The organism is Kitasatospora sp. NEAU-CNBT7, from assembly GCF_057220535.1.
The window spans coordinates 116,054-137,897 of the sequence record NZ_JBXQQB010000002.1; the positions used below are offsets into that span (position 1 = coordinate 116,054).

24 protein-coding genes are annotated in these 21,844 nt (G+C 74.4%); 11 read left to right on the top strand and 13 right to left on the bottom strand.

Annotated elements, in window-relative coordinates:
• Nucleotides 1-124: 124 nt before the first annotated feature.
• From AC2TEW_RS03350 to AC2TEW_RS03360, 3 genes are all read right to left on the bottom strand, one after another.
• The gene (locus AC2TEW_RS03350; RefSeq protein ID WP_484621745.1) at nucleotides 125-526 is read right to left on the bottom strand and encodes a VOC family protein; all 402 of its coding nucleotides are present in this window, start codon (nucleotides 524-526) and stop codon (nucleotides 125-127) included.
• A complete protein-coding gene (locus AC2TEW_RS03355) occupies nucleotides 523-1,053 on the bottom strand; it encodes a cupin domain-containing protein (RefSeq protein ID WP_484621746.1) in 531 nt (176 codons plus the stop codon). Before AC2TEW_RS03355 ends, AC2TEW_RS03350 begins: the two co-directional genes overlap by 4 nt.
• A 134-nt stretch (nucleotides 1,054-1,187) precedes the next feature.
• Complete coding sequence (locus tag AC2TEW_RS03360; protein WP_484621747.1) at nucleotides 1,188-1,889, bottom strand: hypothetical protein; 702 nt, start codon at nucleotides 1,887-1,889, stop codon at nucleotides 1,188-1,190.
• A 182-nt stretch (nucleotides 1,890-2,071) separates the two neighbouring features.
• Here AC2TEW_RS03360 and AC2TEW_RS03365 point away from each other — a divergent pair, with 182 nt between their 5' ends.
• Nucleotides 2,072-2,434, top strand: coding sequence for a PRC-barrel domain-containing protein (locus AC2TEW_RS03365; protein ID WP_484621748.1), 363 nt, complete (start codon nucleotides 2,072-2,074; stop codon nucleotides 2,432-2,434).
• 53 nt (nucleotides 2,435-2,487) lie between these two features.
• Here the strand turns inward: AC2TEW_RS03365 and AC2TEW_RS03370 are convergent, their stop codons facing one another.
• The 3 genes from AC2TEW_RS03370 to AC2TEW_RS03380 all read right to left on the bottom strand — a co-directional run bounded on the left by AC2TEW_RS03370 (nucleotide 2,488) and on the right by AC2TEW_RS03380 (nucleotide 6,256).
• Nucleotides 2,488-3,192 carry an SDR family oxidoreductase gene (locus AC2TEW_RS03370; protein ID WP_484621749.1) on the bottom strand — a complete coding sequence of 235 codons (705 nt, stop codon included), beginning with the start codon at nucleotides 3,190-3,192 and terminating at the stop codon, nucleotides 2,488-2,490.
• A gap of 170 nt (nucleotides 3,193-3,362) precedes the next feature.
• Nucleotides 3,363-4,148 (bottom strand): maleylpyruvate isomerase family mycothiol-dependent enzyme, encoded by a 786-nt coding sequence (locus tag AC2TEW_RS03375; protein WP_484621750.1) that lies wholly within the window; start codon nucleotides 4,146-4,148, stop codon nucleotides 3,363-3,365.
• A 110-nt stretch (nucleotides 4,149-4,258) separates the two neighbouring features.
• A complete protein-coding gene (locus tag AC2TEW_RS03380) occupies nucleotides 4,259-6,256 on the bottom strand; it encodes an aldehyde dehydrogenase family protein (RefSeq protein ID WP_484621751.1) in 1,998 nt (665 codons plus the stop codon).
• A gap of 149 nt (nucleotides 6,257-6,405) precedes the next feature.
• Between AC2TEW_RS03380 and AC2TEW_RS03385 the strand changes: the two genes are divergently transcribed.
• Nucleotides 6,406-6,867 (top strand): MarR family winged helix-turn-helix transcriptional regulator, encoded by a 462-nt coding sequence (locus AC2TEW_RS03385; RefSeq protein WP_484621752.1) that lies wholly within the window; start codon nucleotides 6,406-6,408, stop codon nucleotides 6,865-6,867.
• On the opposite strand, the gene AC2TEW_RS03390 is transcribed toward AC2TEW_RS03385, so the two are convergent.
• On the bottom strand, nucleotides 6,805-7,152 hold the full coding sequence (locus AC2TEW_RS03390; protein WP_484621753.1) for a CBU_0592 family membrane protein: 348 nt from the start codon (nucleotides 7,150-7,152) through the stop codon (nucleotides 6,805-6,807). The genes AC2TEW_RS03385 and AC2TEW_RS03390 overlap by 63 nt on opposite strands.
• Nucleotides 7,149-8,168 (bottom strand): cyclase family protein, encoded by a 1,020-nt coding sequence (locus tag AC2TEW_RS03395; protein ID WP_484621754.1) that lies wholly within the window; start codon nucleotides 8,166-8,168, stop codon nucleotides 7,149-7,151. Before AC2TEW_RS03395 ends, AC2TEW_RS03390 begins: the two co-directional genes overlap by 4 nt.
• A gap of 88 nt (nucleotides 8,169-8,256) precedes the next feature.
• On the opposite strand from AC2TEW_RS03395, the gene AC2TEW_RS03400 reads away from it, so the two are divergent.
• The gene (locus AC2TEW_RS03400) at nucleotides 8,257-9,240 is read left to right on the top strand and encodes a LysR family transcriptional regulator (RefSeq protein WP_484621755.1); all 984 of its coding nucleotides are present in this window, start codon (nucleotides 8,257-8,259) and stop codon (nucleotides 9,238-9,240) included.
• A 30-nt stretch (nucleotides 9,241-9,270) separates the two neighbouring features.
• Here the strand turns inward: AC2TEW_RS03400 and AC2TEW_RS03405 are convergent, their stop codons facing one another.
• The gene (locus tag AC2TEW_RS03405) at nucleotides 9,271-9,534 is read right to left on the bottom strand and encodes a GroES family chaperonin (RefSeq protein WP_484621756.1); all 264 of its coding nucleotides are present in this window, start codon (nucleotides 9,532-9,534) and stop codon (nucleotides 9,271-9,273) included.
• Between the two features lie 218 nt (nucleotides 9,535-9,752).
• On the opposite strand from AC2TEW_RS03405, the gene AC2TEW_RS03410 reads away from it, so the two are divergent.
• A complete protein-coding gene (locus AC2TEW_RS03410) occupies nucleotides 9,753-10,802 on the top strand; it encodes a hypothetical protein (protein ID WP_484621757.1) in 1,050 nt (349 codons plus the stop codon).
• A 37-nt stretch (nucleotides 10,803-10,839) separates the two neighbouring features.
• Here the strand turns inward: AC2TEW_RS03410 and AC2TEW_RS03415 are convergent, their stop codons facing one another.
• Nucleotides 10,840-12,156 (bottom strand): M64 family metallopeptidase, encoded by a 1,317-nt coding sequence (locus AC2TEW_RS03415; RefSeq protein ID WP_484621758.1) that lies wholly within the window; start codon nucleotides 12,154-12,156, stop codon nucleotides 10,840-10,842.
• A 132-nt stretch (nucleotides 12,157-12,288) separates the two neighbouring features.
• Between AC2TEW_RS03415 and AC2TEW_RS03420 the strand changes: the two genes are divergently transcribed.
• Nucleotides 12,289-13,650, top strand: coding sequence for a helix-turn-helix domain-containing protein (locus AC2TEW_RS03420; RefSeq protein ID WP_484621759.1), 1,362 nt, complete (start codon nucleotides 12,289-12,291; stop codon nucleotides 13,648-13,650).
• A gap of 119 nt (nucleotides 13,651-13,769) precedes the next feature.
• Here the strand turns inward: AC2TEW_RS03420 and AC2TEW_RS03425 are convergent, their stop codons facing one another.
• The 3 genes from AC2TEW_RS03425 to AC2TEW_RS03435 form a co-directional block, all read right to left on the bottom strand.
• Nucleotides 13,770-14,174, bottom strand: coding sequence for a hypothetical protein (locus tag AC2TEW_RS03425; protein ID WP_484621760.1), 405 nt, complete (start codon nucleotides 14,172-14,174; stop codon nucleotides 13,770-13,772).
• Between the two features lie 187 nt (nucleotides 14,175-14,361).
• Complete coding sequence (locus AC2TEW_RS03430) at nucleotides 14,362-14,868, bottom strand: hypothetical protein (RefSeq protein ID WP_484621761.1); 507 nt, start codon at nucleotides 14,866-14,868, stop codon at nucleotides 14,362-14,364.
• On the bottom strand, nucleotides 14,865-15,467 hold the full coding sequence (locus AC2TEW_RS03435) for a thioredoxin family protein (RefSeq protein WP_484621762.1): 603 nt from the start codon (nucleotides 15,465-15,467) through the stop codon (nucleotides 14,865-14,867). The genes AC2TEW_RS03430 and AC2TEW_RS03435 overlap by 4 nt, the downstream gene beginning before the upstream one ends.
• Before the next feature lie 874 nt (nucleotides 15,468-16,341).
• Here AC2TEW_RS03435 and AC2TEW_RS03440 point away from each other — a divergent pair.
• From AC2TEW_RS03440 to AC2TEW_RS03465, 6 genes are all read left to right on the top strand, one after another.
• Nucleotides 16,342-16,812 carry a DUF5709 domain-containing protein gene (locus AC2TEW_RS03440; RefSeq protein WP_484621763.1) on the top strand — a complete coding sequence of 157 codons (471 nt, stop codon included), beginning with the start codon at nucleotides 16,342-16,344 and terminating at the stop codon, nucleotides 16,810-16,812.
• 138 nt (nucleotides 16,813-16,950) lie between these two features.
• Complete coding sequence (locus AC2TEW_RS03445; protein ID WP_484621764.1) at nucleotides 16,951-17,256, top strand: DUF6247 family protein; 306 nt, start codon at nucleotides 16,951-16,953, stop codon at nucleotides 17,254-17,256.
• A 265-nt stretch (nucleotides 17,257-17,521) separates the two neighbouring features.
• A complete protein-coding gene (locus AC2TEW_RS03450; protein ID WP_484621765.1) occupies nucleotides 17,522-18,022 on the top strand; it encodes a protein-tyrosine phosphatase family protein in 501 nt (166 codons plus the stop codon).
• A 635-nt stretch (nucleotides 18,023-18,657) separates the two neighbouring features.
• On the top strand, nucleotides 18,658-21,255 hold the full coding sequence (gene lanKC / locus AC2TEW_RS03455; RefSeq protein ID WP_484621766.1) for a class III lanthionine synthetase LanKC: 2,598 nt from the start codon (nucleotides 18,658-18,660) through the stop codon (nucleotides 21,253-21,255).
• A 105-nt stretch (nucleotides 21,256-21,360) separates the two neighbouring features.
• A complete protein-coding gene (locus AC2TEW_RS03460) occupies nucleotides 21,361-21,498 on the top strand; it encodes a SapB/AmfS family lanthipeptide (protein ID WP_350639260.1) in 138 nt (45 codons plus the stop codon).
• A gap of 62 nt (nucleotides 21,499-21,560) precedes the next feature.
• Nucleotides 21,561-21,713: a SapB/AmfS family lanthipeptide gene (locus tag AC2TEW_RS03465; protein WP_484621767.1), complete on the top strand. Its 153-nt coding sequence runs from the start codon at nucleotides 21,561-21,563 to the stop codon at nucleotides 21,711-21,713.
• Nucleotides 21,714-21,844 lie beyond the last annotated feature (131 nt).

The following is a 21,844-nucleotide window of genomic DNA, read 5'->3' on the forward strand; positions in this document are numbered from 1 at the left end:
TGGCCCCGGTCGGGGGCGGCTGAGCTGGGGCGGAGCGCGGCGGCGGGAAGGTCCGTTGACGTACCGACAGGTAACCTGACAGGTGGCCTGCCGCCGCCGCGCGGGCCGGTGGGCCCGCCCCGGCTCAGGGGTTCCAGGTGCGCGAGCAGAGCACCAGGCGGTAGCCGTCCGGATCGGCGACGGTCACGCCGTACTCGTCCCAGTACGGGTTGTGGGCCGGGGTGCGGGTGCCGCCGCAGGCGACCAGCCGCTCCACCAGCACCTCCTCGACCGGCGCGCCGAGGTAGACCACGAACAGGTCGTCCACCGTCGGGGTCGGCTCGAGCGGGCGCTCCGGGTCACGGGTCAGCTCGAAGTGCCAGGCACCGCCGGGCGGACCCACCATCAGCAGGTCGTGCTCGCCCGACACCCGTTCGGTGGTCCGCCACAGCACCTCCAGCCCGAGGCCGTCGACGTAGAAGCGTTCGGCGGCGGCCAGGTCCCGCGAGGGGCGGGCCACCCGGACCGGCGCGGCGGGGTCGATCACGCGGACACCTCCAGCGCGGCGCGCCATGCCGGGCTGTCGACGTAGTGGTTGTCGAAGCGCTCCGCCGATTCGGCGATCTCCTTCGGGTCCGCCTCCCCGCGCATCACCCGGCCGAGCAGCCGCAGGTAGTCGAACCGGGCCATCCCCGGCGTGAACACGAACAGCACGTCGGCCTCGCAGCCGGGGGCGGCCGCGAAGGCGTGCGGGGTGTGCGGCGGCACCGCCAGGAAGTCGCCCTCGTTCAGCACCGTCACCTCCTCACCGAGCAGCACCTGCAGCGACCCCCCGAGCACGAAGAACAACTCCCAGGCCCGGGTGTGGAAGTGGGCGGGCGCACCGACCGCACCCTTGGCGAAGCTCGACCGGTAACTGGTGAAGGCGCCGCCGGTGCCGGCCGAGTCGGCCAGCAGGGACATCACACTGCTCGGGTCGGCACAGGTCTCGGCCTCCGCCCGACGGGTCAGGACCGGCTGAGCGGACTGGGCAGGCTGAACGGGCTGGGAAGCGGGACTCTCCGTGGTCTTCATGATCATGACTCTATCGGGTCGAATGGCCCGCCGCGCAGGACATTCGGACCGTCAATTCGTGGGCCAATCAAGGGATCGGGTCGTACCGGGGTGCAGCGTGCGCCGCCGGTGCCCGCACGGTCCCACCCACGGAGCTACTCCGGCGGACGGCGGATTCGGCACGCCATCCGTCGCACCTCCGCGAACCGGGCGGCGCCGATTCGGGCGGCACCCAGGGAGACCAGCCAGGGCAGCAGGTCGGCCGTGGCATCCAGCTCGTCGTAGAAGCCCAGTCGCAGATCGGCGAGCCCGCCTTCGGAGAGCCAGCCGTCGAGTGCGTCGTCCAGGTGCCGATCGGCGGCCTCCGTCCGGGCTTCGGCCCAGACCGTCAGCCATGGTGCCAGGGTGCCGGTACTGACGGCCACGGTCTCCAGCACCCCCACGACGCACACCGTGCCGGGGTGTTCGTGCAGGGTGGCTCGCCACCAGGCGTGCCAGACCTGATCCAGCGCGTCCCGCTGATGAGCGGGCCAGTCGGGCAGGCCTGCTTCGACCAGCCGGGAGGCGATCAGCCCGTGATCGACGCCGAGCCGGTCGGCGGTCAGGAGCCGCACGATCCGGGGCGTCATCCGGCGGTACAGCGCGGGGAAGTCGTCCCAGTGGCCGACCGACTCGGCTGCGATGGACGGGATCAGATCGTCCGGGACCCGGTCGACGGGGCCTTCGAGGGCCGCGAGGGCGCTGTCGGCGTGGCAGTGGCGGCAACCGCCGACGGGGACCGGGCCCGGGGCGAGGGACGCGAACGCGGAGTCCAGTGCGTCGAGTGCGGTCCGCAGCCGGAGCCGGGGATCGGTCATGATGTTCCGCTCGGGTACTCCGGCCGGTCCTCCGGCGAAGGTCCCGACGATACCGGATCACCGTGACCGGTCACCGAGGTGGACGGACCCGCAGGCATGGACCTCGGGTTCCGGGGCAGCCGAGTGCTGTACGGCGCGCCGCCGACGGTTCGGCACCGCGCCCCCGACGGGAGGAGCAGCGCATGAGCAGCGACACCGGGATCTGGGAGTTCCGCTCGACCTCCGGCCACCTCTCCGGGACCGACCTGGTCGGGTACCACGTGGAGGCCACCGACGGCCACCTCGGCAAGGTGGACCGGCTCTCCGAGGAGGTCGGCGCGCGCTACCTGGTGGTCGACACCGGACCGTGGATCCTCGGCCGGCTGGTCCTGCTGCCGGCCGGTGTCGTCCTGCGGGTCGACGAGGCCGAGCGGAAGGTCCACGTCGACCGCACCAAGGACGAGATCGAGCACGGGCCGGAGTTCGACCCGTTCAAGCACGACGTGGACTTCGGCTACCAGGAGAGGTACGCCGGCTACTACGGCCCCGCTGCGACGGCCCGGTGAGGTGGCACCGGCCGCCAGGGACCTGGCGGCCGAGACCGCCCGCGTGGTGGCGGTCACCAGGGCAGCGGGCGGCCGTCGCGGAAGAAGCCGCCGGTGGGACCGGAGTCCGGCAGGGTCGCCGCCCGGACCACGCCGGCGGCGCCCTGCTCGACCGGCCCGCCGCCCGGGCCGCCCATGTCGGTGGCGAGCCAGCCCGGACAGACCGCGTTGACCAGGATCCGGTCGCCGCGCAGCTCGTCGGCCAGCTTGCGGGTGAGCGCGTTCAGGGCCGCCTTGGAGATCCCGTACGCCGGTGTCCCGCCCGACATCGAGGCCAGCGACCCCGACTCGCTGGAGACGTTGACCACCCGCGCGGCCGGGGAGCGGCGCAGCAGCGGCAGGAACGCCTGGACCGTCGCCCAGGCGCCGAACAGGTTGGTCTCCAGCGTCCGGCGGACCTCGTCCAGGTCGACGTCGACGGCCCGCGCGGCGGTGTCGTAGTTGATGGCCGCGTTGTTGACCAGGACGTCCAGCCGGCCCGGGTCCGCCTCCACCGACCTGGCGAGCGCGCGGATGCCGTCGAGGTCGTCCACGTCCAGCCGGCGGGGCAGCACCGCGCCCGGCAGCCCGGCGAGGCCCCGGGCGGCACGTTCGGCGTCCTCGAGGCGCCGCGCGCACAGCAGGACGGTGTGGCCGAGTTCGGCGAGCCGGCGGGCGGTGGCCAGGCCGAGGCCGCGGTTGGCGCCCGTGACCAGCGCAACCGGCGCGAGGGTGGTCATGTTCTCTCCTGGTCGTGCTGGTGGGTCGGCGGTCGGCGGTCGGTGGTCCCCGGGTCGGGTGCGACCGGCGCCGCCTCGGCGGGCGGCACAGGGGACCACTCAACACCCGACCCGGGCGCACCCGCAGCCCGACCCGCCGCACGGCGGGGCGGCCCGCCCGAAGCGCCCGATCAGAACGCGGAGTTGGCGAACCAGTGCGCCAGCAGCTCCTGGTCGCCGGTCATCTCGAAGCCGCCCGCCGCGCGGTCGAGGCGGCCGTAGAGGAGCAGCAGCAGGTCGGCGGCGGTGCCGAGGACCGTGGCGTCGGCGGTGACCCCGGCCCCGTCCGGGTCGACCCCGAAGCCGTCCGGCCGCAGGCGCACCAGCCACTCGCCCCCGCCGTCGGTGCAGCCGAAGCGGATGGTGCGGTCGGCGCCGCGCAGCTGCGCCGTGCCGGGGGCGAAGAGCGCGGCGAACGGCAGGTTGACCAGGAACTCGGCCACGCCGTCGACCGCGAGGTCACGCTCGATGTCGGCCGGCAGGCCGAGGGCGAGTTCGGCGTCGACCCGGTGGACGAGCGTCTCGAACAGCATCCGCCGTACCCAGAAGCGGGCGTGCTGGTCGGCGCCCCAGGCCCACATCGGCTCGTCCAGGTCCCCGGCCGCGAAGGCGTCGGCGGCCACGATCGCGCTGTCGAGCAGCCAGTCCGGGTAGCCGGACGGGTGCTCCGGCAGCCGGAGGTCGACCTCGCGGCTGGTGGGCGGCTGCTGGACCCGCTGCCGCAGCAGGACGGCGAACCAGCGCTGCACGCTGCCGGCGTGCCGGACCAGGTCCTCCAGCGTCCAGCCGGGGCAGGTCGGGACGGGGGTGCCCGGGGCGGCGTCGCGTACCGCGGCGGCGAACCGCTCGGTCTGGGCCGCGACGGCCGCCCGGTGGTCGACCCGGCCCGGTCCGGCGGGGCGGGGTGCTGAACTCATGGTGGTGCCTTCCGGGGTGTGCTCCCCGGCCCGCGGACGGAGCCGGGGCCGGGGACGGTGGTGTCGGTGCTGCGGAGGGGTACGACGGGGGCGTGCGGGCCGGTCCGGTCTCAGCCGAGCGGCTTGTCGAGGACGGCCTTGGCGTGGCTGAAGGTGTCGAGCGAGTACTCGCCGTGGTAGCGGCCCATGCCGCTCTCACCCACGCCGCCGAACGGCAGCTCGGGCACGGCCAGGTGGGACAGCAGCAGGCCGAAGACCAGGCCGCCGGAGGAGGTCTCGCGGGCGAGCCGCTGCTTGGTCCGCTCCGATCCGGTGAAGGCGTACAGCGCCAGCGGCTTGTCCCGCTCGTTGATGAAGGCGATGGCCGCGTCGAGGTCGGGGACCTGGATGATCGGGAGCACCGGGCCGAAGATCTCCTCCCGCATCACCGGCGCCTCGGGGGAGACGTCCGCGAGGACGGTGGGTGCGAGGTAGCGCCGGTCGCGGTCGCCCTCGCCGCCGGTGACCAGCCGGCCGTCGCCGAGCAGCGCGGTGAGCCGGTCGTGGTGGCGCTCGTTGACGACCCGTCCGTAGACCGGGCTGGCCGCCGGGTCCTCGCCGTACAGCTCGCGGACGGCGGTCACCAGCTCGGGCTCCAGCGCGGCCGCCGTGTCGCCGATGGCGAGCACGTAGTCCGGGGCGACGCAGGTCTGGCCGGCGTTCTGGAACTTGCCGCGGGCGATCAGCCGGGCGGTGTGGGCCAGGTCGACGCCGGGCTCGACCACGACCGGGCTCTTGCCGCCGAGCTCCAGGGTGACCGGCGTGAGGTGCTTGGCGGCGGCCGCCATGACGATTCGTCCGACCGTGCCGTTGCCGGTGTAGAAGATGTGGTCGAAGCGCTGCCCGAGCAGGGCGGTGGTCTCCTCCACGGCGCCTTCCAGCACGGCGACGCTCTCGCGGTCGAGGTAGCGGGGGATCAGCCGGGCCAGCGCCGCGGAGGTGGCGGGCGCGAGCTCGCTGGGCTTGACCAGGACGGTGTTCCCCGCGGCGAGCGCCCCCACCACCGGGGCGAGCGCGAGCTGCAGCGGGTAGTTCCACGGCGCGATGACCAGGACGACGCCGAGCGGGTCGCGGACCACCTGCGCCTCGGCGGGGAGGAAGGGCGCGGGGACCGCGGCGGGCTTCGGCGTCAGCCACTCCTCCAGGTGCGCGACGGTGTGGTCGAGCTCGTTCAGGGTGAAGCCGACCTCGGCGCGGTAGGCCTCCTTGGCGTTCTTCCCGAGGTCGGCGTGGAGAGCGGCCAGGAACACCTCGGACTGCTCGGTGAGCAGCGCCCGCAGTGCCTGCAGCCGGTCCAGCCGCCAGGCGAGCGGCCTGGTGCGGCCGGTGTCGAAGGAGTCCCGCAGCCGGGTGACCACGGTGGCCGGGTCGGTCGACACCGCCCGGACCAGGGTGTGCGCCAGCGCGGCCGACGAGCCCGGGTTCTGGCCGGTGTAGAGGTTGCGGTCGACCACGGTGTGCGGGGTGAACGGCTCGGCCTCGGCGAAGTCGGCGCCCAGCTCGGTCAGCCGGTCCTGGAGCAGCCAGCGGGCGCCGGCGGCGAGACCGACGGCGTGCTCCTCGGCGTTGGTGAAGGCGGTCATCCGGTAGCCGGCGAACGGCCAGGCGCCGTCCTCCCGGCGGGCGGCCAGCAGGGCGGCGGGCGCGTGGCACACCACGCCCAGCGGCCGGCCCGAGTCCAGCGTGCGGGTGAGGATCCGCCCGGAGTCGGCGTCGACGGCCAGGTCCTCCATCGGGCCGTGGCCGCCGGGGTAGAAGACCAGGTCGAAGGCGTCGGGGTCGACGGCCGCGAGGTCCGCCGGGTGGTCGAGTTCGGCGCCGATCGAGTCGAGGTACGCGGCGATCCGGCCGGCCTGCTCGGCGCCGCCGTTGGCCTCGGGGGCGAGGCTGGCCCGGTCGACGGTGGCGGGCACGCCGCCCGGGGTCGCGACGGTGATCTCGAAGCCCGCCGCGCGGAAGATCCGGTGCGGCTCGGCGAGCTCCTCCGCCCAGTAACCGGTGGGGTGGGCGGTGCCGTCGGCCAGGGTCCAGTGGGTGGCGCCGGTGACGACGAACAGGGCGGCGGTCATGGTGGGGCTCCAGCCGGGATCGGGGCCCTGCCGTGCCGGACGGTCCGGACCTGGGGTCCGCGGGCCTGGATGGTTGAGGTCTTCAACTAATTTATGAAGGTAATCCTCGATCGTTGAGGATGTCAAGTAATCTCGCCTACACTCGACCCATGACCCAGTCTGCGCCCCGGCCGGCCGCCGCCCCCACGCCCGTCGAGCTGATGGACCAGCTCGCCCGGGCCGCGGCCGCCTACTACCGCTGCTTCGCCACGGTGGCCGCCGACCGCGGACTCACCCTGATGCAGGGCAAGATGCTCAGCCTGCTCCGCACCCCGATGCCCATGCGCACCCTCGCCGACCTGCTGGCCTGCGACGCCTCCAACGTCACCGGGATCGCCGACCGCCTCGAGGCCCGCGGGCTGGTCCGCCGCGAGGTGGCCGCAGCCGACCGGCGGGTCAAGAACGTCGTGCTGACCGAGCAGGGCGAGCAGACCGTCCGCCTGATCCGCGCCGAGCTGATCTCCGGCCTCGCGGGCCTCGACCGGCTGGACGCCGAGGACCGCACGGCCCTACGGCGCCTGCTCGGCCAGGTCTTCCCCGAGCCCGGGGGCGCCCCGGCGGCCGACCGCTGACCGGCCGGCCGCCGACCGGTCGCGGCGGGAGCGGCTGCGGCGGGTCCCGGCGGAGGTCACCCCGGCGAGGGCGGCCACGCCGATCAGGATCCAGACCGCGTTGAGGGCGACCGACGGCCAGGCCCGGTGGGCGGCCGAGTTCAGCGTCAGACCCGCCGCCCCGGCCAGGTTGAGCAGCTGGAACGCCCGGCCCGACCCGTCGAGGCGGCCCGCGGAGACCAGCGCGTACGCCGCCAGCAGGGCCCCCGCGGCGGCCCACCCGATCAGCGCCACGGCCAGGTTCACCGGACGCCGCCCCCGTCCGCCGGGGCGTCGGTCACCGCGAACGCCCGCACCGGGAACGTCCCCATCCCCGCGATCCGCGGCGGCGCCGCGCTGAAGCGGAAACCGTCCGCCGGGAGCTGCTCCAGGCCGCGCAGGTGCTCCACCACCGGGATCCCCGCCTCCAGCAGCAGCGTGTGCGCCGGACGCGCGAGGTCGGCCGTGTCGTCGATGTTGAGCGAGTCGATGCCGACCAGCGCGGGCCGCTGCGCGACCAGCCACTCGGCGGCCTCCCGGGTCAGGAACGGGTTCCCGCTCCCGTACTGCCCGGTGCCCCAGTGCCGGTCCCAGCCCGTGTGCACCAGGACCGCGCGGCCGGTGACCCGGTACGGCGCGAACACCAGCGGCCCGATCGCCCGGCCGGGCTCGTCCGGGTCCACCCCTTCGTGGCCCACCCGGACCACCAGCCCGTCCAGGTCCACCAGCCGCTCCAGGCCGATGCCCGACAGATCGGGCCCGTCGGCGAACCGGTGGAACGGGGTGTCCAGGTAGGTGCCGGTGTTGGCGACCATGCTGATCCGGCCGATCTGGAACTCGGTGCCCTCGGCGTAGTGGTCGTGCGAGGCCGCGCGCGACAGATGGTCACTCAGCTCCGGGCCCGGCAGGCCCGGGTAGGTGACCATGCCGTGGTGGATCGGGTGGCTGAGCTCCACCAGTCGGCGGGCGCCGTCCGACGCCTGCGCCTCGCCGCGCGGCCCCTTGTGCTGCTCCCGGACCACGGTGATCCGGTCCAGCGTCACCCGGTCGACCATGAGCAGGCCCAGCTCGCGGACGAACCGCGCCGCGAGCGCCGCCTCGTCCACCTCCGGGCGGTCGAGGTCCGGATGCTCGAGGTCCAGGCGGAAGCCCTGGACCTGGAGGCCGCCGCCGTTGCGGAAGGTGACCTGGGCATCGAACCGGACCCGGAGGTCGGGGCTGCCGGAGTCGGTGGAGCTGGTGGGGCCCGTGGAGCCGGTGGCGGAAATCTGGCTGGAAGTCATGATCCCACCTTCGATGAAGGAAAACTGAAGTTCAAGCGATACTTTCTTAAGCGACGCGACAGTGACGGTGAAGCGGAAGGCGCACCGGATGGAGATCGATCCCCGCAGGCTGCGGGTCCTGCACGCCGTGGCCGTGCGAGGCGGTGTGATGGAGGGCGCCCGGCTGCTCCACCTGACGCCGTCGGCGGTCTCGCAGCAGATCGCCCAACTGGAACGGGAGACCGGGGTCAAGCTCCTCGACCGGACCCACCGCCGGGTCGAACTCACCGCGGCCGGCCGGCTGCTGGCCGCCCGCGCGGAGCGGATCGAGCGCGAACTTGCCGATGCCCGGCGCGAGTTGGCCGCACTGTCCGGCCGGGTGGTCGGCCGGGTGGTGGTCGCCGCGTTCCCCACGGCGGTCCGGCACCTGGTGGTCCCCGCCATCGGCCGGCTCGCCGAGGACCACCCGGACATCGAGCTGAGCGTGGTCGACACCGAGGGGCAGGCCGCGCTGCGTGAACTGCGGACCGGCGCGGTCGACGTGGTCATCGCCGAACAGGACGCCGCACGCGTCGCCGAGGCCGCCTCCGCCGCCGGGGTCGCCGCCTCCGCCGCCGGGGCCGGGGCCGAGGACCCGGCACGGCGTACCGGGATCGCGGTCCGCACGCTGCTGGAGGACGAGTACCGGATCGTGGTGCCGCCGGGCTGGGCCGCCCGGATCCGGACGGTCGCCGACCTCGCCGCGGTGCCCTGGATCGCCGCACCGCCGGAGTCCGCCTGCGGCCAGGCGCTGGCCCGGCTCGCCACCGAACACGCGCTGACCCCACGGCGCGCCCACGTCTGCATGGAGTTCCCCGCCGTGCTCGCCCTGGTCGAGGCCGGGCTCGGCGCGGCCGTCGTCCCGCTGCTCGCCCTGGCCGGGGTCCCGCAGGGCCGGGTGGCCGCCGCGGCGCTGCCCGGCGTAGGCCACCGGGTGGTGTCGGTCCACCACCGGGCCGGAACGGCCGGCCCCGAACCGGTGGTGGCGGCGGTGGTCGGCGCCCTGGCCGACGCTGCGGCGGCGCGGGCGGCGGCGGGCGACGCGGGCGGCTGACCGTACGGCGGGAGCCGGCCGCCGGGCGCGCTACTCCGCGGACACCGACAGGATCTCGTCCTCCGGAAGCTCCACGTACACCTCTCCCTCCACCTCGATCTCCGACCCGGAGAAGCCGGGGAACACGATCCGCTCGCCGACCTTGACGTCCACCGGATGCGGCTTGCCACCCTCCAGGGCCCGGCCGGGTCCCACCGCCACCACCTCGCCCTGCCGGGTGTCCGTGGCCGACCGGGCCGCCTCCCCGATCGGCTTGACGATCACACGGTCCTGCGTCGGGCGGAAGTCGGGCATGGGATGGTCCTCTCACTCGGTGACTCGGTGATGCTGTGACTCGGTGACTTGCCGGCGCTGCGACAGGTCGATTCTGGCCGCAGTCACCCGCCCGGCCCGGCAGCGCGCGGCGGCGCCCGCGGCGTTCGCCCTCCTGGGTGTACGCCCCGGCTCGCCCCCATCCCCATGCCGGTGCCCGGTCCCGGGAACGTCGGTGGGAGCGTCTAGAGTCCTGCGCCATGGCTGAGACATTGTTGCTGGGTGAGGTCACCTGTCCCTCGGGCGAGCTGCTGGTGGTGGACGGCGGCTACCTCGGGCTCTGGCGCGGTGACGCGTCCCCGGGCGCCGTGGACCCCGAAGCGGCGGGCGACCACGGCCCGGTGGCCGACCTCGCCGTGACCGGCCCCGACGCCGAGGCCGCGGCCCGCTCCATCGACGGGCAGCCCGGCCCGGTGCTGTACGACATTCCGGTGCACGAGGTGGCGGAACTGACCGCCCGGTTCGGCGCGCACTGCGCCACCGCCGGGCTGGACGCCCGCCTGGAGGCGCTGCCGGACGGGGTGCCGCACCGCGACCGCGCCCGCCGCTGCGCCGCACTGGGCGGCGGGAGCTTCTCCGTCTCCGGCGTCCCGTTCGTCGCGCTCGGCGGACTGCCGAAGGACGTTCCGCTGCCCGTCCTGGCCACCCGGGCGGTGGACGACGGGGACGACGCCGGGGCCAGGGAGGAGGGGGACGTCTGGGCGCGGTTCCGGGTCGTGGTGCGGGACGTGCCGGTCGCCCGGTCGGTCCCGCTCGGGGTGATCGGGGTGGACTGGGCCCGGCTGGCGTTCGCCGACGCCGACGCGCTGGCGGCCTGGCAGCACGACGAACCGGTGGACGGCCTCGCGGACGTGGCGTTCTGGGGCCGCCACCAGGACGAGGCGGCCGCCGCGTTCGGCGCGCCCCGGCTCGGGGAGCCCGGCGAGGAGGACTCGTACGGCTGGACGGGCCTCCCGCCCGCCGAGGCTCTCGAGCGGGCGGAGGCCCTCGCGCGGTGGAAGGCGGCGGACCCGCGGCGCGGTCTGGCCTTCGACCTGCGGCCGCACTCCCACCACTGGCAGGTCATGCGCCAGGTCCGGGGCTCCGCCACCGGATCCGGCGGTGTGCGGGTGGGCGGCGCGCAGGTGCTGTTCGCGATGACCGGGTGCGGAGACGGCTGGTTCCCCGCCTTCGCGGACCTCGATGCCGACGGCGGGCTCGTCGCCGTCCGGGTGGAGCTCGGGGACGAGGGCGGCCCGGACGGCGACTGAGCCCGCACCGGCGCCGGCGGCCGGTGGCTCACCGAGGTCAGCGGGTGACCTGCCAGGTCACGGCGCCGGTGAGCGAGGTGCGCAGCTCGGGGTCGATGACGGCGTCGGTCGGGTCGGTCGCCACCGCGGTCAGGCAGTGGTGCAGGAAGCGCGGCCCGGCCAGGCCGAGGTCGGCGATCCGGACGGTGGCCCGGTCGCGCAGGCCCCGCACCTCCCGCCCGTCGAGGTACCAGCGCAGCCGCGTGCCGGGCGCGGGGAGCTGGACGGTGAGCCGGTCGCCCCGGTGCAGGACCGTCCCGGCCGGGGTGTCGCTCGCCAGCGGGGAGGCGTACCGGTAGAAGCCCGCGATCATGGCCTCGCGCCCGGGGAGGTTGAACTCCCGTCCCAGCGACCGCATGATCGAGTTGTCGGTCGGCCGGTACAGCCCCGACGGGTAGTAGCCGGCGCCCTCGTAGCTGCCGACCGTGCCGCCGTCGGGGGAGGGGCGGCCGAGCCAGCGGTACCACTTGGTGCGGGTGCGGCGCAGGTCGGTGGCGGTCAGCGTGGTGGTGTTGGCCTCGGCGGGTTCGTCGCCCTGGTAGGTGCCGCCGCCGTCGTAGAAGTACTCGTCGGCGAGCTTGCCCAGGGAGTGGCCCGTCTCGTGCACGGCGATCTGGCCGGAGCGGTCGTTGCCGCCGGCGACGGTCGCTATCCCCGAGTAGCCGAGCGGGGAGACGATGTCGTTGTAGCCGGCGCCGCCGTACTTGGCGGTGTTGGCGACCACGATCACCAGGTCCGCCTGCGGCGCCTTGGCGGCGTACCGGTCGACCGCGTCGGTGTCGACGCACAGCAGCCGCTCGATGTCCTCGCACCAGAAGTACGAGCCGAGCGCGGTGTTGCGGACGGTGGTGCGGTCCGGGTCGCCGGAGGCGCCGGACTCGGCCGAGACGGCGTCCACCGTCCAGACGTTGAACAGCGCCCGGTAGGTCCGGTACGGCTCGACCGCGGTGATCTCCTGCCACTTGGTGGCGGCGTCCGCGTGGAACTTGTCCTGCTCGGCGGCGGTGTAGCCGTCACCGATGACGACGACGTCGAGTTTGGCGGCGGTGCTGCCGTTGTGGACCACCGGGGTGACGGTGCCGTCCCCGGCCGAGCGCGGGGCCGCGAGCTTCGGGGCGGCGAACGGGGAGGACCCGGGCACCCGGGCCCGGCTGATGCTGCCGTCCTCGCCGAACGCCTCCACCTCGTGCGAACCGGCGGCAGCGGTGGCCGGGCCGGGCGCGGCGGGAGCGGCCGAGGCGGCGGTGGTGGCACCGAGCGCGGCGACGGCGGTGACGCCGGCCAGGGCGAGGGCGGTGAAGCGGGCTCTGCGCACGGGAATGACCTCCGGACTGATGTTAAGTTGACGGATAATCAGGCTTAAGTGCTGAGTTAATGTAGGGCCGCCCCTACGCCCGGGGCAACGCCCGGCGCAACAATGGCCGGTGATCGACGTGAGGAGGCAGCCATGACCGAACGCAGCGAACCCGCCGACATCGGCCGACGGATCCAACACCTGCGCCGCGAAAAAGGCCTGACCCAGCGCAGACTCGCCGAACCCGCCTACACCGCCGCCTACGTCTCCACCCTGGAAGCCGGCCGCGTCCGCCCCTCCGAGGCCGCCCTGCGCCACCTCGCCGAACGCCTCGGCGTCACCTACGACGAACTCGCCACCGGCCGCCCGGCCCACCTCGACACCCAACTGCGCCTCGCCCTCACCGAGGCCCACGGCGCCCTCGCCGCCGGCGACACCGCCGACGCGGCCGAACGCTTCGCCGCCTGCCTGGACACCGCCCGCCGCCACGGCGCCGACGCCCTACGGCCCGCCGCCCTGCTCGGCCTCGGCGACTGCGCCCTCGAAGCCGGACACCTCACCGAGGCCCGCGAACACTTCGAGACCGCCGAACGCCTCCAGGCCGACCAGCCCCTGCCCCGGCGCGCCGCCGCCATCCGCGGCCGCGCCGTCGCCCACCTGCTCGCCGGCGAACTGCGCTACGCCTGCTACCTGCTGGAGACCACCATCGACCGGCTCAACGCCGGCGGACTGCACGACCCCGACGCGCTGCTGCTGCTCTACTCCGCCGCCATCGGCCCGTACATGGACATGGGCGCCCACGCCCGCGCCGCCCAGGCCGCCGAACTCGCCCTCGCCCTCGCACCCGGCGCCACCGACCCCGCCCTGGTCGCCGGAATGCACCGCAGCGTCGCCCGCACCCTGATCGCCGAAGGCCGCACCGCCGAGGCCGACGCCTCCCTCGCCAAGGCCCAGGAGCTCTACCAGCGGCTGCGCCTCACCACCGACCTCGCCAAGTGCCACTGGATGCGCGGCTACGTCCACGCCCAGTCCGGCGACCTCGACGCCGCCGAACGCGAACTGCGCACCGCCCGCGACATGCTGGCGTCCCGGCAGGCCGCCCTCTTCACCGACCAGGTCGACGTCGAACTCGCCGACGTCCTGCGCCGCCGCGGCCGCCCCGCCGACGCCGCCGACCTGCTCGAACGGCTCCTCGACCGGATCGGACCGGACCGCGGCGCCGTCCACGCCGCCGGGGCGCACCGCCTGCTCGGCCTGATCGCCGACGACCGCGGCGACCCCGACAGCGCCGAGGAACACTACGTCCGGGCCCTCTCCCTGCTCGAACGCGCAGGCGCCGCAGGCGACCTCGCCGACCTCTGCCGCCTCCTCGGCGACCTGCTGCGCCGCACCGGCCGGACCGAGGCGGCCCTCGACGTCTACCGCACCGGCCTCGGCCACCGCTCCGCCCCCGGCACCACCACCCTCGGCCCCGCCCCGGCCGCACCGCCGGTGTCCGTACCACCGGGCACCTGACGCGCCGCTCGGCATCTGACCTGCCACCGGGCCTTCGGGCGACACCGACGCCCGGGCGTGAACGCCCGTCCCCTTTGACCACATCACCCTGGGTGAGGCTGTGCGGCCGATGTCTGCGATCAATGCGCCTCAAAGCCCAGGCGGCTCGGGACATCGCCCATCGTGCACATCAATGCGACCTGCTCCTCCAAGTAGCCCAGGGCAACTTCGAGGGAGAGCTGATCGCTTTGCTCAAGGTGGAGAGTGTGGACGCCGGCACCGAATTCACCCCGGGGTTGATCGAGATCGATGTCCACCAGGGCTTCCACGATCCAGCCGGACGATGTGACTGTCATACCTGCGGAGAACCGCAGTTCGCTGACATCCGGATCGCCCTCCGCGTAGAAGGCGAAGCAGTGGTGGAGAAGCAACTCGGGTCCAGCGTGGCGCTGCTCGATCCGGACGGATGGCACCAGCCCGGACTCATTCCCAAAGGCAAAGGCGATGTAGAGCTGGGTGGTGAAGTCGTCCAGTTGCCTGTGCAATCGGTCCATTGTGGTTAGCAGGAGGGCCGCACTCCGGGCACCACTTGTATCCATGGCGTTCAACATGGGTAGATCATCGCGCAGGAGTATGAACGCCTGAGCTCAGGTCCGCCAGCACGTGGTCGCTGTACTCCGCGCCATCAGTGCTGAACCTCAGTGCGGCATCACACCAGTTTGACGACACCGCCTACGGAAGGGCGAAGCCGATCGACCGGTCGAGGACCGGGATCAGGCAGCGGCCCTCGCTGCAGGCGCCGTAGCTGACCACGGCCTCGGCGCGGGCCTCGCCGGTCCGGTGCACGGGCAGTGTGAACGTCACCGGGCCGTCGGGGTAGACGGGAAGTTCGACGTCGAGGCCGGCCGGGCTGACGGTCCGCAGCGGCCGGTCGGCGCGCGGCGTCCCGTCCGCGGCCAGGCCGCCGCGGACGGTGAGCCGGGTCGGGATACCGAGTCCCGAGACGCCGCCGGCCGGCAGGTCGACGCTGTACAGGTGGAAGCCGGACTCCTGCGGGCGGAAGGTGACGCGCAGGAGTTCCACCCCGTCGGCCTCCCGGTCCAACCGGACCGCCACGGCCACGCCATTGCCCTCGAACTCGGCAGCGGGCGGGGCCGTGGCCCGGCCCTGCGCCGCGCAGCCGGCGGTGGCGAGCAGCAGGAACAGGGCACCGCCGGCCCGTCCGGACCGCTGGGTCACTTGGCGGCCCACTGGCCGAGGAACTGGGCGACGGCGGCCGGCTTCATCGTCCGTGCGTTGGCGAACGCGCCGTCGTCGGTGGCGGTCAGGAGCTTTCCGTCCGGATCGAGCACCGCCAGCGCCGGGATCCCACTGGTCTTCAGGTTGACGTACTGCTGGGCGAGCGCGAGGTTGTGGTCGAACTTCCCGATGTCGACGGAGACGACGCGGTACTTGTCCCGGAGCAGCGGCTCGACCTCCGGCGAGCGGAACAGCCGCTCCAGCACCTTGCAGTCGGGGCACCAGTCCGCGCCGAAGTCGAGCAGCACCCGGCGGTGGTCCGCCGCGGAGAGTGCGAGCGCGGCCGTGATGTCGGCCGCCGCGTCACGCTTGGGGTCGTAACCGGCGGGGAGCGCCGGACCGGTCGCCGAAGCGGATGCGGGTGCGGATGCGGCCGCCGCGGACGCGGACGCCGATGCCGGCGTGGTGGAGCCGGCCGCGGCCGGGGATGCGGCGACCGTCCCGGCCGACGCGTCGGCGCTGCCGCCGGTGGATGCGCACCCCGCACTCAGCAGGGCGCCGACGAGCGTCGTGGTGAACAGGGCACGGCTGCGCCGCATGTGGTTCCTCCCCGGGAGCGACTTGATCAGGGGAGAATAGCCCAGGTCAGCGAGGGTGCCGCGGGCGCCCCTACGGTGCGGGCCCAAGGCCCTTCATCCCCGGGGCAGGGGCGGACCGCCGGGACCGCCGGCCGGCGCCGGCCACCGATCCGGGAGGGCTGATCCGGGAGGGCTGATCCGGTCACAGCGTCAGGAGGCCTCCTCGAGGGTGTCGGAGAGGTGGTGGGCCGTGGAGGTGCCGACGCCGAAGGCAGCCGGCCGGCCGAGGGAGCGGCATGGGGGCATGGGGGCGGGTGCGCAGCCGTTCCCGGGGCGGACGACTGTGTGCTCCGACGCGCTCGGTGCCTTCGGAAGGCCTCCGCAGGCGCCCTCGCGGGCACCGCCGTGCGTCGCCCGTCGCCCGGGCGGTGGTCGGACCCGCGGATGCCGTGCGGGTCGATCCCGGCCCCGGGGACGGGCCGTCGGCCGGTGTGCGGCCCGTGCCTGGAGCGTTCCGGGGCCCGGGGGAGCGGTGGGCGGCGGGGCCCGGGCACGGTTGAGTGACCATGGCGGGGCGCGGGCCCTTAATCTGGAGACGTGCCACGCGTCCGCGAGTGCCGCCGCGATCTCGGCAGGCGGCGGCGCACGGGACCGGCGGCGTGCGGGGCAGTGCCGGGCGACCCGCCCGTGACCGGCCCGCCACGTACCGCCGTGACCGCGGTCGCGACCGGTACCGGGCTGCCGCGCGTCCCACGCCCGGCAGGCCGCGCCGGTGGCGGAGTGCGCTCCGCCCGGGTACGGGCCGGCGGGCGCCGCCGTACGTTCGGCGGACGTTCCCGCCGACGCGGACAGCAGCGGCGACGCGGGCGCCGGAGTCGCACGAGAGGACTACGCCATGGCCGGGACGGAGAACGCGAGGGGCGACGACGTCTATCAGCCCGAGGCGGGCGACGTCGTCGACGACGCGGGGGTGCTGGACACCGAGGACACCCTCAGCCAGCGGGAGGCCGACCCGTACGACGAGGGCTGGACACCGCCCGAGCGGCCCCTCGCGGTCGAACGCCGGGGTACCACGGTCGAGGAGCAGCGCCGGGGCGAGACCCTGGACCAGCGGCTCGCCCAGGAGAACCCCGACGACGGACCGCAGTCGCTGGACCGGGACGGGGACGGCATCGGGGACACCTCCGACACGGACGGTGAGCCGTGGGACCGCGAGGTCGGGGTGGTCCGGGCCGGCCGGCTGGCGGCCACCGACGCGCCGGGACCGAACACCTTCGCGGCGGACGTGGGCATCGACGGTGCCGCCGCCTCGGCCGAGGAGGCCGCGGTCCACGTCATCCCGGACGACGAGGACGAGCTGTTCTGACGATCCGCCCCGCCCCGCCCCGCCGGGCCCGGCAGGGCGTACGGCGGCGCGTACGGCGGCGCCGGGATCCCCGGACCCCCTCCGGCCGCCGCCCGGGTGGCGTACCGTGACCACGGACACCCTTGTGCGGAGGACCCGATGAGTGCTCAGCCCGACCACGTGCCGGCCCTGCCGCCGGTACCGGCTCCCGCCGCGGCCGCCCGGTTGGTCGCCCGGATCCGGGCCGACCGGCGTGCGGAGCGGTGGCTGCCCGCCTTCGAGCGGGACTGGGCCGAGGCGCTGGAGGACTCCCGCCAGTCGTATGATCTGACTCCACTGCACGCGGTGGTGCGCACCTGGCAGGGACGCCTGGACACGGCCCCGGCCGTCGACGCCTTCGTGGCGGGCAGCCCGGACGACGAGGACGGGATCGACCTCGAGCAGGTGCTCGGCTCCGGCCGTTGAGCGAAGCCGTTGGGTGTATGGCCGTTGAGCGAGGGCCCGTGGGCTCCGGCCGTCGAACTCCCGCCATTGAACTTCTGCCGGTGAACTCCCGCTGCTGAGCGGCGGCTGTCCGGCCAGGCCGTCGAGCGTGGGCCGTCGAGCGTGGGGCGTTGAGCGCCCGGCCGTCGATGTGTGCGTTTCCCAGAGTCCGGCGCGGCTGTTGCCGCCTGCCGTTGCTTACCCGTGTGACCGATCGTCAGTTCCCGATCCGAAGGATGCTGCCCCCATGCGACCTGCCCTCTTCACCGTCGACCTGCCCGTCCCGGGACGGCTGAGCACCATGGCCAGGCCCCGGGGCGGCGACTGGCTGGCGGACGAGATGACCGCACTCAGGCGGGCCGGCGTCGACGTCCTGGTCTGCGCGCTCACGGGGCCCGAGGCGGAGGAGCTCGGACTCGTCGAGGAGGCACGCGAGGCGGTGGCCGCCGGGCTGGAGTTCGTCCGGGTGCCCATCCCCGACCGGACCGTTCCCGACCTGCCCGCGGTGCTGCCCGCGTTGGGCGAGCTCACCCGACGGCTGCGTGCGGGGGCCCATGTAGTCACCCACTGCCGGGCCGGGATCGGACGCGCCTCGCTGCTCGCCGCATCGGTGCTGATCCTGGAGGGCGTCGACGCCGGTACCGCCTGGGAGGCGATCGGGCGCGCCCGCGGGCTGGCCGTTCCCGACACGGCGGAGCAGCGCAGCTGGACGGACCGGCTGACGGTGAACTCGCCCGGCCGGGCGTGAGTCCGGCGGGCATCCGGACCCGGGCCTCGAACGGGACCCGGATCCCGGTCCGGATCCCGATCCGGATCCAGGCCCCGCCCGAGGTCCGGATCCGAAGGGGTAGATCCGGCCTTGGTCACGTCGGGGAAATCCGATCTTAATTAGAACGTTAAAGCGATCAAAGGTCATTCGTTCACGCCGGTTCGCTGAATGTGCAAGCCCGGCTCGGTGGCGGATCGTTGGCGGAGCGGTGAACTCCAGCTGTACGTGCGCCGGTGTCCGCCCGTGCGCGCTTCTGCCGCCCGGCGCCGTGGCCCGGCGGCTGCGATACGGGTATCTGTGCAGGCAGGGCGGGGTGCGGCTGAGCGGGGCGGCTGGGTGTGCGACGGGCGCCCGGTGCGGGTCGGCGGGCCGGTGGATCGGTTCGCGGGCGGAGGGCGCACTTTTCCGCGCCCCGGCTCGTTCCGGGCGCGGGATCTGCGCCGGGGGTGAATATTCATCCGGAATACCTGCGTCCGCGCCGTTGCGCAGGAAACTCCGGGCACCCAACACTTCGGATAGTCGCATCGCGGCGGGGCTCAATTCGGCCCCCGGGCGGTGCGCATGCGTCTCCGCCGTCCCACCTGCGACCGCATCCCGCACCGAGGAGGGTTCCGTTGGACAACCGGTACGAGGCCTATGCCTATGCCGACCCGCTCTTCTACGACTCGCCCCGCCGCTGGGGCGCCCACGAGGAGTTCGCCGCCGTCGGCCGGCCGCTGCCCGCGGGGTGGGAGCGCGGGGAACAGGAGATCTGGGCCGTGGTCCGGCCGGTGGACGTCCAACTGCCCGCGCAGGGCTGGAAGATCCACGTGTCCTCGTGCGCCGAGGACGCCGAGCAGGTGCTCGAGCAGGTCCACGCGTTCTGTCTGAGCGAGCGCATCACCTTCAAGTTCCTGCGCGGTCTGCCCATCCTCCAAGTCCAGAACTCCAAGTACGCACCGCGCGGCGCCAGCGGGAAGTTCTGCACCCTCTACCCGGTGGACGACGCCGAACTGGAGCGATGTCTCGACGGCCTCGGCCCGCTGCTGGCCGGCCGCCGCGGCCCCTACATCCTCAGCGACCTGCGCTGGGGGGAGGGCCCGCTCTACCTGAGGTACGGCGGTTTCGCCGAGCGCCACTGCCGCAACGACGCGGGGGAGCGGGTGCTCGCCCTCGCCGAGCCGGACGGCCGGCTGGTGCCCGACGTCCGCGGCGCCGGCTTCGCCGTCCCCGCCTGGGCGCCGGTCCCCGCCCGCCTCGCCCCGGCCATCGCCGAACGGGCGGCGCAGCGCGACACCGGACTGCCGTACACCATCGAGCGGGTCCTGCACTTCTCCAACGCCGGCGGTGTCTACCTGGCCCGCGACGGCGAGAGCGGCACCAAGGTCGTCCTGAAGGAGGCCCGGCCGTTCGCCGGCCTGGACCAGCGCGGCACCGACGCCATCACCCGGCTGCGCAACGAGCACGCCGTCCTGGACCGGCTGGCCGGGGTCCCCGGCGTCCCCGCCCAGTACGGACTGCTGACGGCCTGGGAACACGAGTTCCTGGTCCAGGAGTTCGTCGAGGGACGCTCCCTCAGCGAGTGGCTGACCAGCCGCTACCCGCTGATCCACCCCGGCACCGACGAGGCCGCCGTCGCCGAGTACACCCGCGACGCGCTCGACATCGTGGACCGGCTGGAGCGCACGCTCGCCGGGATCCACGACCGCGGCGTGGTCTTCGGCGACCTCCACCCGCGCAACCTGATCATCCGGCCGAACGGCAGCCTCTGCTTCATCGACTTCGAACTCGCCAGCACCGTCGAGGAGTTCCTGCGCCCGGCGCTCGGCGCCGCCGGATTCACCGCGCCCCCGGGGTACACCGGCCCGCAGATCGACCGGTACGGGCTGGCCGCGATCCGGCTCTGGCTGTTCCTGCCGCTGGCCCAGCTCCCCGCCCTCGACCCGGGCAAGGCGGACGAACTCGCCGACGCCATCGAGCGGCGCTTCCCGGTGCCACCCGGCTACACCGACGACATCCGCCGCCTGCTCGCCGCCGCGCCCGGCGACGGCCGCACCGGCCGCCCCGAGCTCGGACAGCGCCGCGCCGAGGCCAACGCCCTGCTCGCCGCGGCCGAGCCCGACTGGCCCGCGATCCGGGACTCGCTGGCCGCCGGCATCGCCGCGATGGCCACCCCCGACCGTACGGACCGGCTGTTCCCCGGCGACGTTGCCCAGTTCACCCAGCGCGGCCCCGGCCTCGCCCACGGCGCGGCCGGCGTGCTCTACGCCCTGCACGCCACCGGGGCCGCCGTCGACCCCGACCACGTGCGCTGGCTCGCCGACGCCGCCAGGACCCGCCCGACCACCCCCGGCCTGTACTCCGGCGGACACGGCGTGGCCTACGTCCTGGACCTGCTCGGCGAACGCGAGAGCGCGCTCGGCCTGCTGCACCGCCTGGCCGCCGCCCCGGACGACGAACCCGGCCCCGACCTGGCCGCCGGCGCACCCGGTATCGCCCTGACCCTGCTGCACTTCGCCGAGGCCACCGGCGACCGGCGGCTGCTCGACGACGCCCTGAGCCTCACCCGCACCGCCGCCGGCACCCTGGAGAAGGCCGGGCGCAGCGACCCCGCGCGCCGGGCCGGCCTGCTGGCCGGGGCCTCCGGCACGGTACTCGCGCTGGTCCGGCTGTACGAGCACACCGGCGACCCGGCCCTGCTCGACCAGGCGCAGACCCTGCTCCAACTCGACCTGGACCGCTGCACCGCCGTCACCGACGGCACCCTCCAGGTCGTCGACGGCCGCCGCGTCCTGCCCTACGTCGAGACCGGCAGCGCGGGCATCGGCCTCGCGCTGGACGCCCTGCTCGCCCACCGCCCCGACATCCCGGCGGCCGAGCACGAGCAGGCGATCCGCCGCGCCGCGGAACCCGAGTTCATCATCCAGCCGGGCCTGTTCAACGGCAGGGCCGGACTGCTCGGCTACCTCGCGCTCACCCGCGCCCGCGCCGCCGAACCCGCCGCCACCGCGCTGCTGGCACGCCAGCGCACCCTGCTGACCCTGCACCAGGTCACCTACCGCGGACAGCTCGCCTTCCCCGGCGACCAACTGCTGCGGCTCTCCGCCGACCTGGCCACCGGCTCCGCCGGAGTGCTGCTCGCCCTCGGCACCGCGCTGGCCGGCACCCCCTTCCTCCCCTGGACCGGCAGGCCCGGCGCGGCGACACCGCCGCCCGCTGCCACCACCGGCTGATCCGGGCCCACCCCGCCCGTACGCCACCCCCGGGCGCACCGCGCCCCCCACAGGCCCCCGGCCGCCGGCCGGGTTGCACACCCACCGCAGGAGAAGGAGAAAGTCATGGCGATCCTCGACCTCCAGACCATGGAGCTGCCCGAGACCGAGGCGGCCCCGATCGACGACACCCTGGCGAGCACCAGCTCGCTGAGCGTCCTCAATTGCGGCACCAGCACCGTCTCCACGCTGGTCTGCCTCTGATCCGTGCGCACCGCGCGCACCCAAGGCCCCCGGCCGCCGGCCGGGTTGTTCACCCTCAGAAGATGAAGGAGAAAGTCATGGCGATCCTCGACCTCCAGACCATGGAGCTGCCCGAGACCGAGGCGGCCCCGATCGACGACACCCTGGCGAGCACCAGCTCGCTGAGCGTCCTCAACTGCGGCACCAGCACCGTCTCCACGCTGCTCTGCCTCTGACCCGTCCGCCCGTCCGGTAGGGCGGGGAACACGGAACAGCCGACCGGGCCGTCACCACCGGCCCGGCCGGCCCACCGGGCCGCAGCGGCGACACCCCGCTGCGGCCCGGACCAGCAACTCCGCCGGTCTGG

Coding starts and splice junctions, on each gene's coding strand:
- AC2TEW_RS03355 (WP_484621746.1), bottom strand. CDS start 1,053: ATGAAGACCACGGAGAGTCCCGCTTCCCAGCCCGTTCAGCCTGCCCAG.
- AC2TEW_RS03360 (WP_484621747.1), bottom strand. CDS start 1,889: ATGACCGATCCCCGGCTCCGGCTGCGGACCGCACTCGACGCACTGGAC.
- AC2TEW_RS03365 (WP_484621748.1), top strand. CDS start 2,072: ATGAGCAGCGACACCGGGATCTGGGAGTTCCGCTCGACCTCCGGCCAC.
- AC2TEW_RS03370 (WP_484621749.1), bottom strand. CDS start 3,192: ATGACCACCCTCGCGCCGGTTGCGCTGGTCACGGGCGCCAACCGCGGC.
- AC2TEW_RS03375 (WP_484621750.1), bottom strand. CDS start 4,148: ATGAGTTCAGCACCCCGCCCCGCCGGACCGGGCCGGGTCGACCACCGG.
- AC2TEW_RS03380 (WP_484621751.1), bottom strand. CDS start 6,256: ATGACCGCCGCCCTGTTCGTCGTCACCGGCGCCACCCACTGGACCCTG.
- AC2TEW_RS03385 (WP_484621752.1), top strand. CDS start 6,406: ATGACCCAGTCTGCGCCCCGGCCGGCCGCCGCCCCCACGCCCGTCGAG.
- AC2TEW_RS03395 (WP_484621754.1), bottom strand. CDS start 8,168: ATGACTTCCAGCCAGATTTCCGCCACCGGCTCCACGGGCCCCACCAGC.
- AC2TEW_RS03400 (WP_484621755.1), top strand. CDS start 8,257: ATGGAGATCGATCCCCGCAGGCTGCGGGTCCTGCACGCCGTGGCCGTG.
- AC2TEW_RS03405 (WP_484621756.1), bottom strand. CDS start 9,534: ATGCCCGACTTCCGCCCGACGCAGGACCGTGTGATCGTCAAGCCGATC.
- AC2TEW_RS03410 (WP_484621757.1), top strand. CDS start 9,753: ATGGCTGAGACATTGTTGCTGGGTGAGGTCACCTGTCCCTCGGGCGAG.
- AC2TEW_RS03420 (WP_484621759.1), top strand. CDS start 12,289: ATGACCGAACGCAGCGAACCCGCCGACATCGGCCGACGGATCCAACAC.
- AC2TEW_RS03435 (WP_484621762.1), bottom strand. CDS start 15,467: ATGCGGCGCAGCCGTGCCCTGTTCACCACGACGCTCGTCGGCGCCCTG.
- AC2TEW_RS03440 (WP_484621763.1), top strand. CDS start 16,342: ATGGCCGGGACGGAGAACGCGAGGGGCGACGACGTCTATCAGCCCGAG.
- AC2TEW_RS03445 (WP_484621764.1), top strand. CDS start 16,951: ATGAGTGCTCAGCCCGACCACGTGCCGGCCCTGCCGCCGGTACCGGCT.
- AC2TEW_RS03450 (WP_484621765.1), top strand. CDS start 17,522: ATGCGACCTGCCCTCTTCACCGTCGACCTGCCCGTCCCGGGACGGCTG.
- AC2TEW_RS03460 (WP_350639260.1), top strand. CDS start 21,361: ATGGCGATCCTCGACCTCCAGACCATGGAGCTGCCCGAGACCGAGGCG.
- AC2TEW_RS03465 (WP_484621767.1), top strand. CDS start 21,561: ATGAAGGAGAAAGTCATGGCGATCCTCGACCTCCAGACCATGGAGCTG.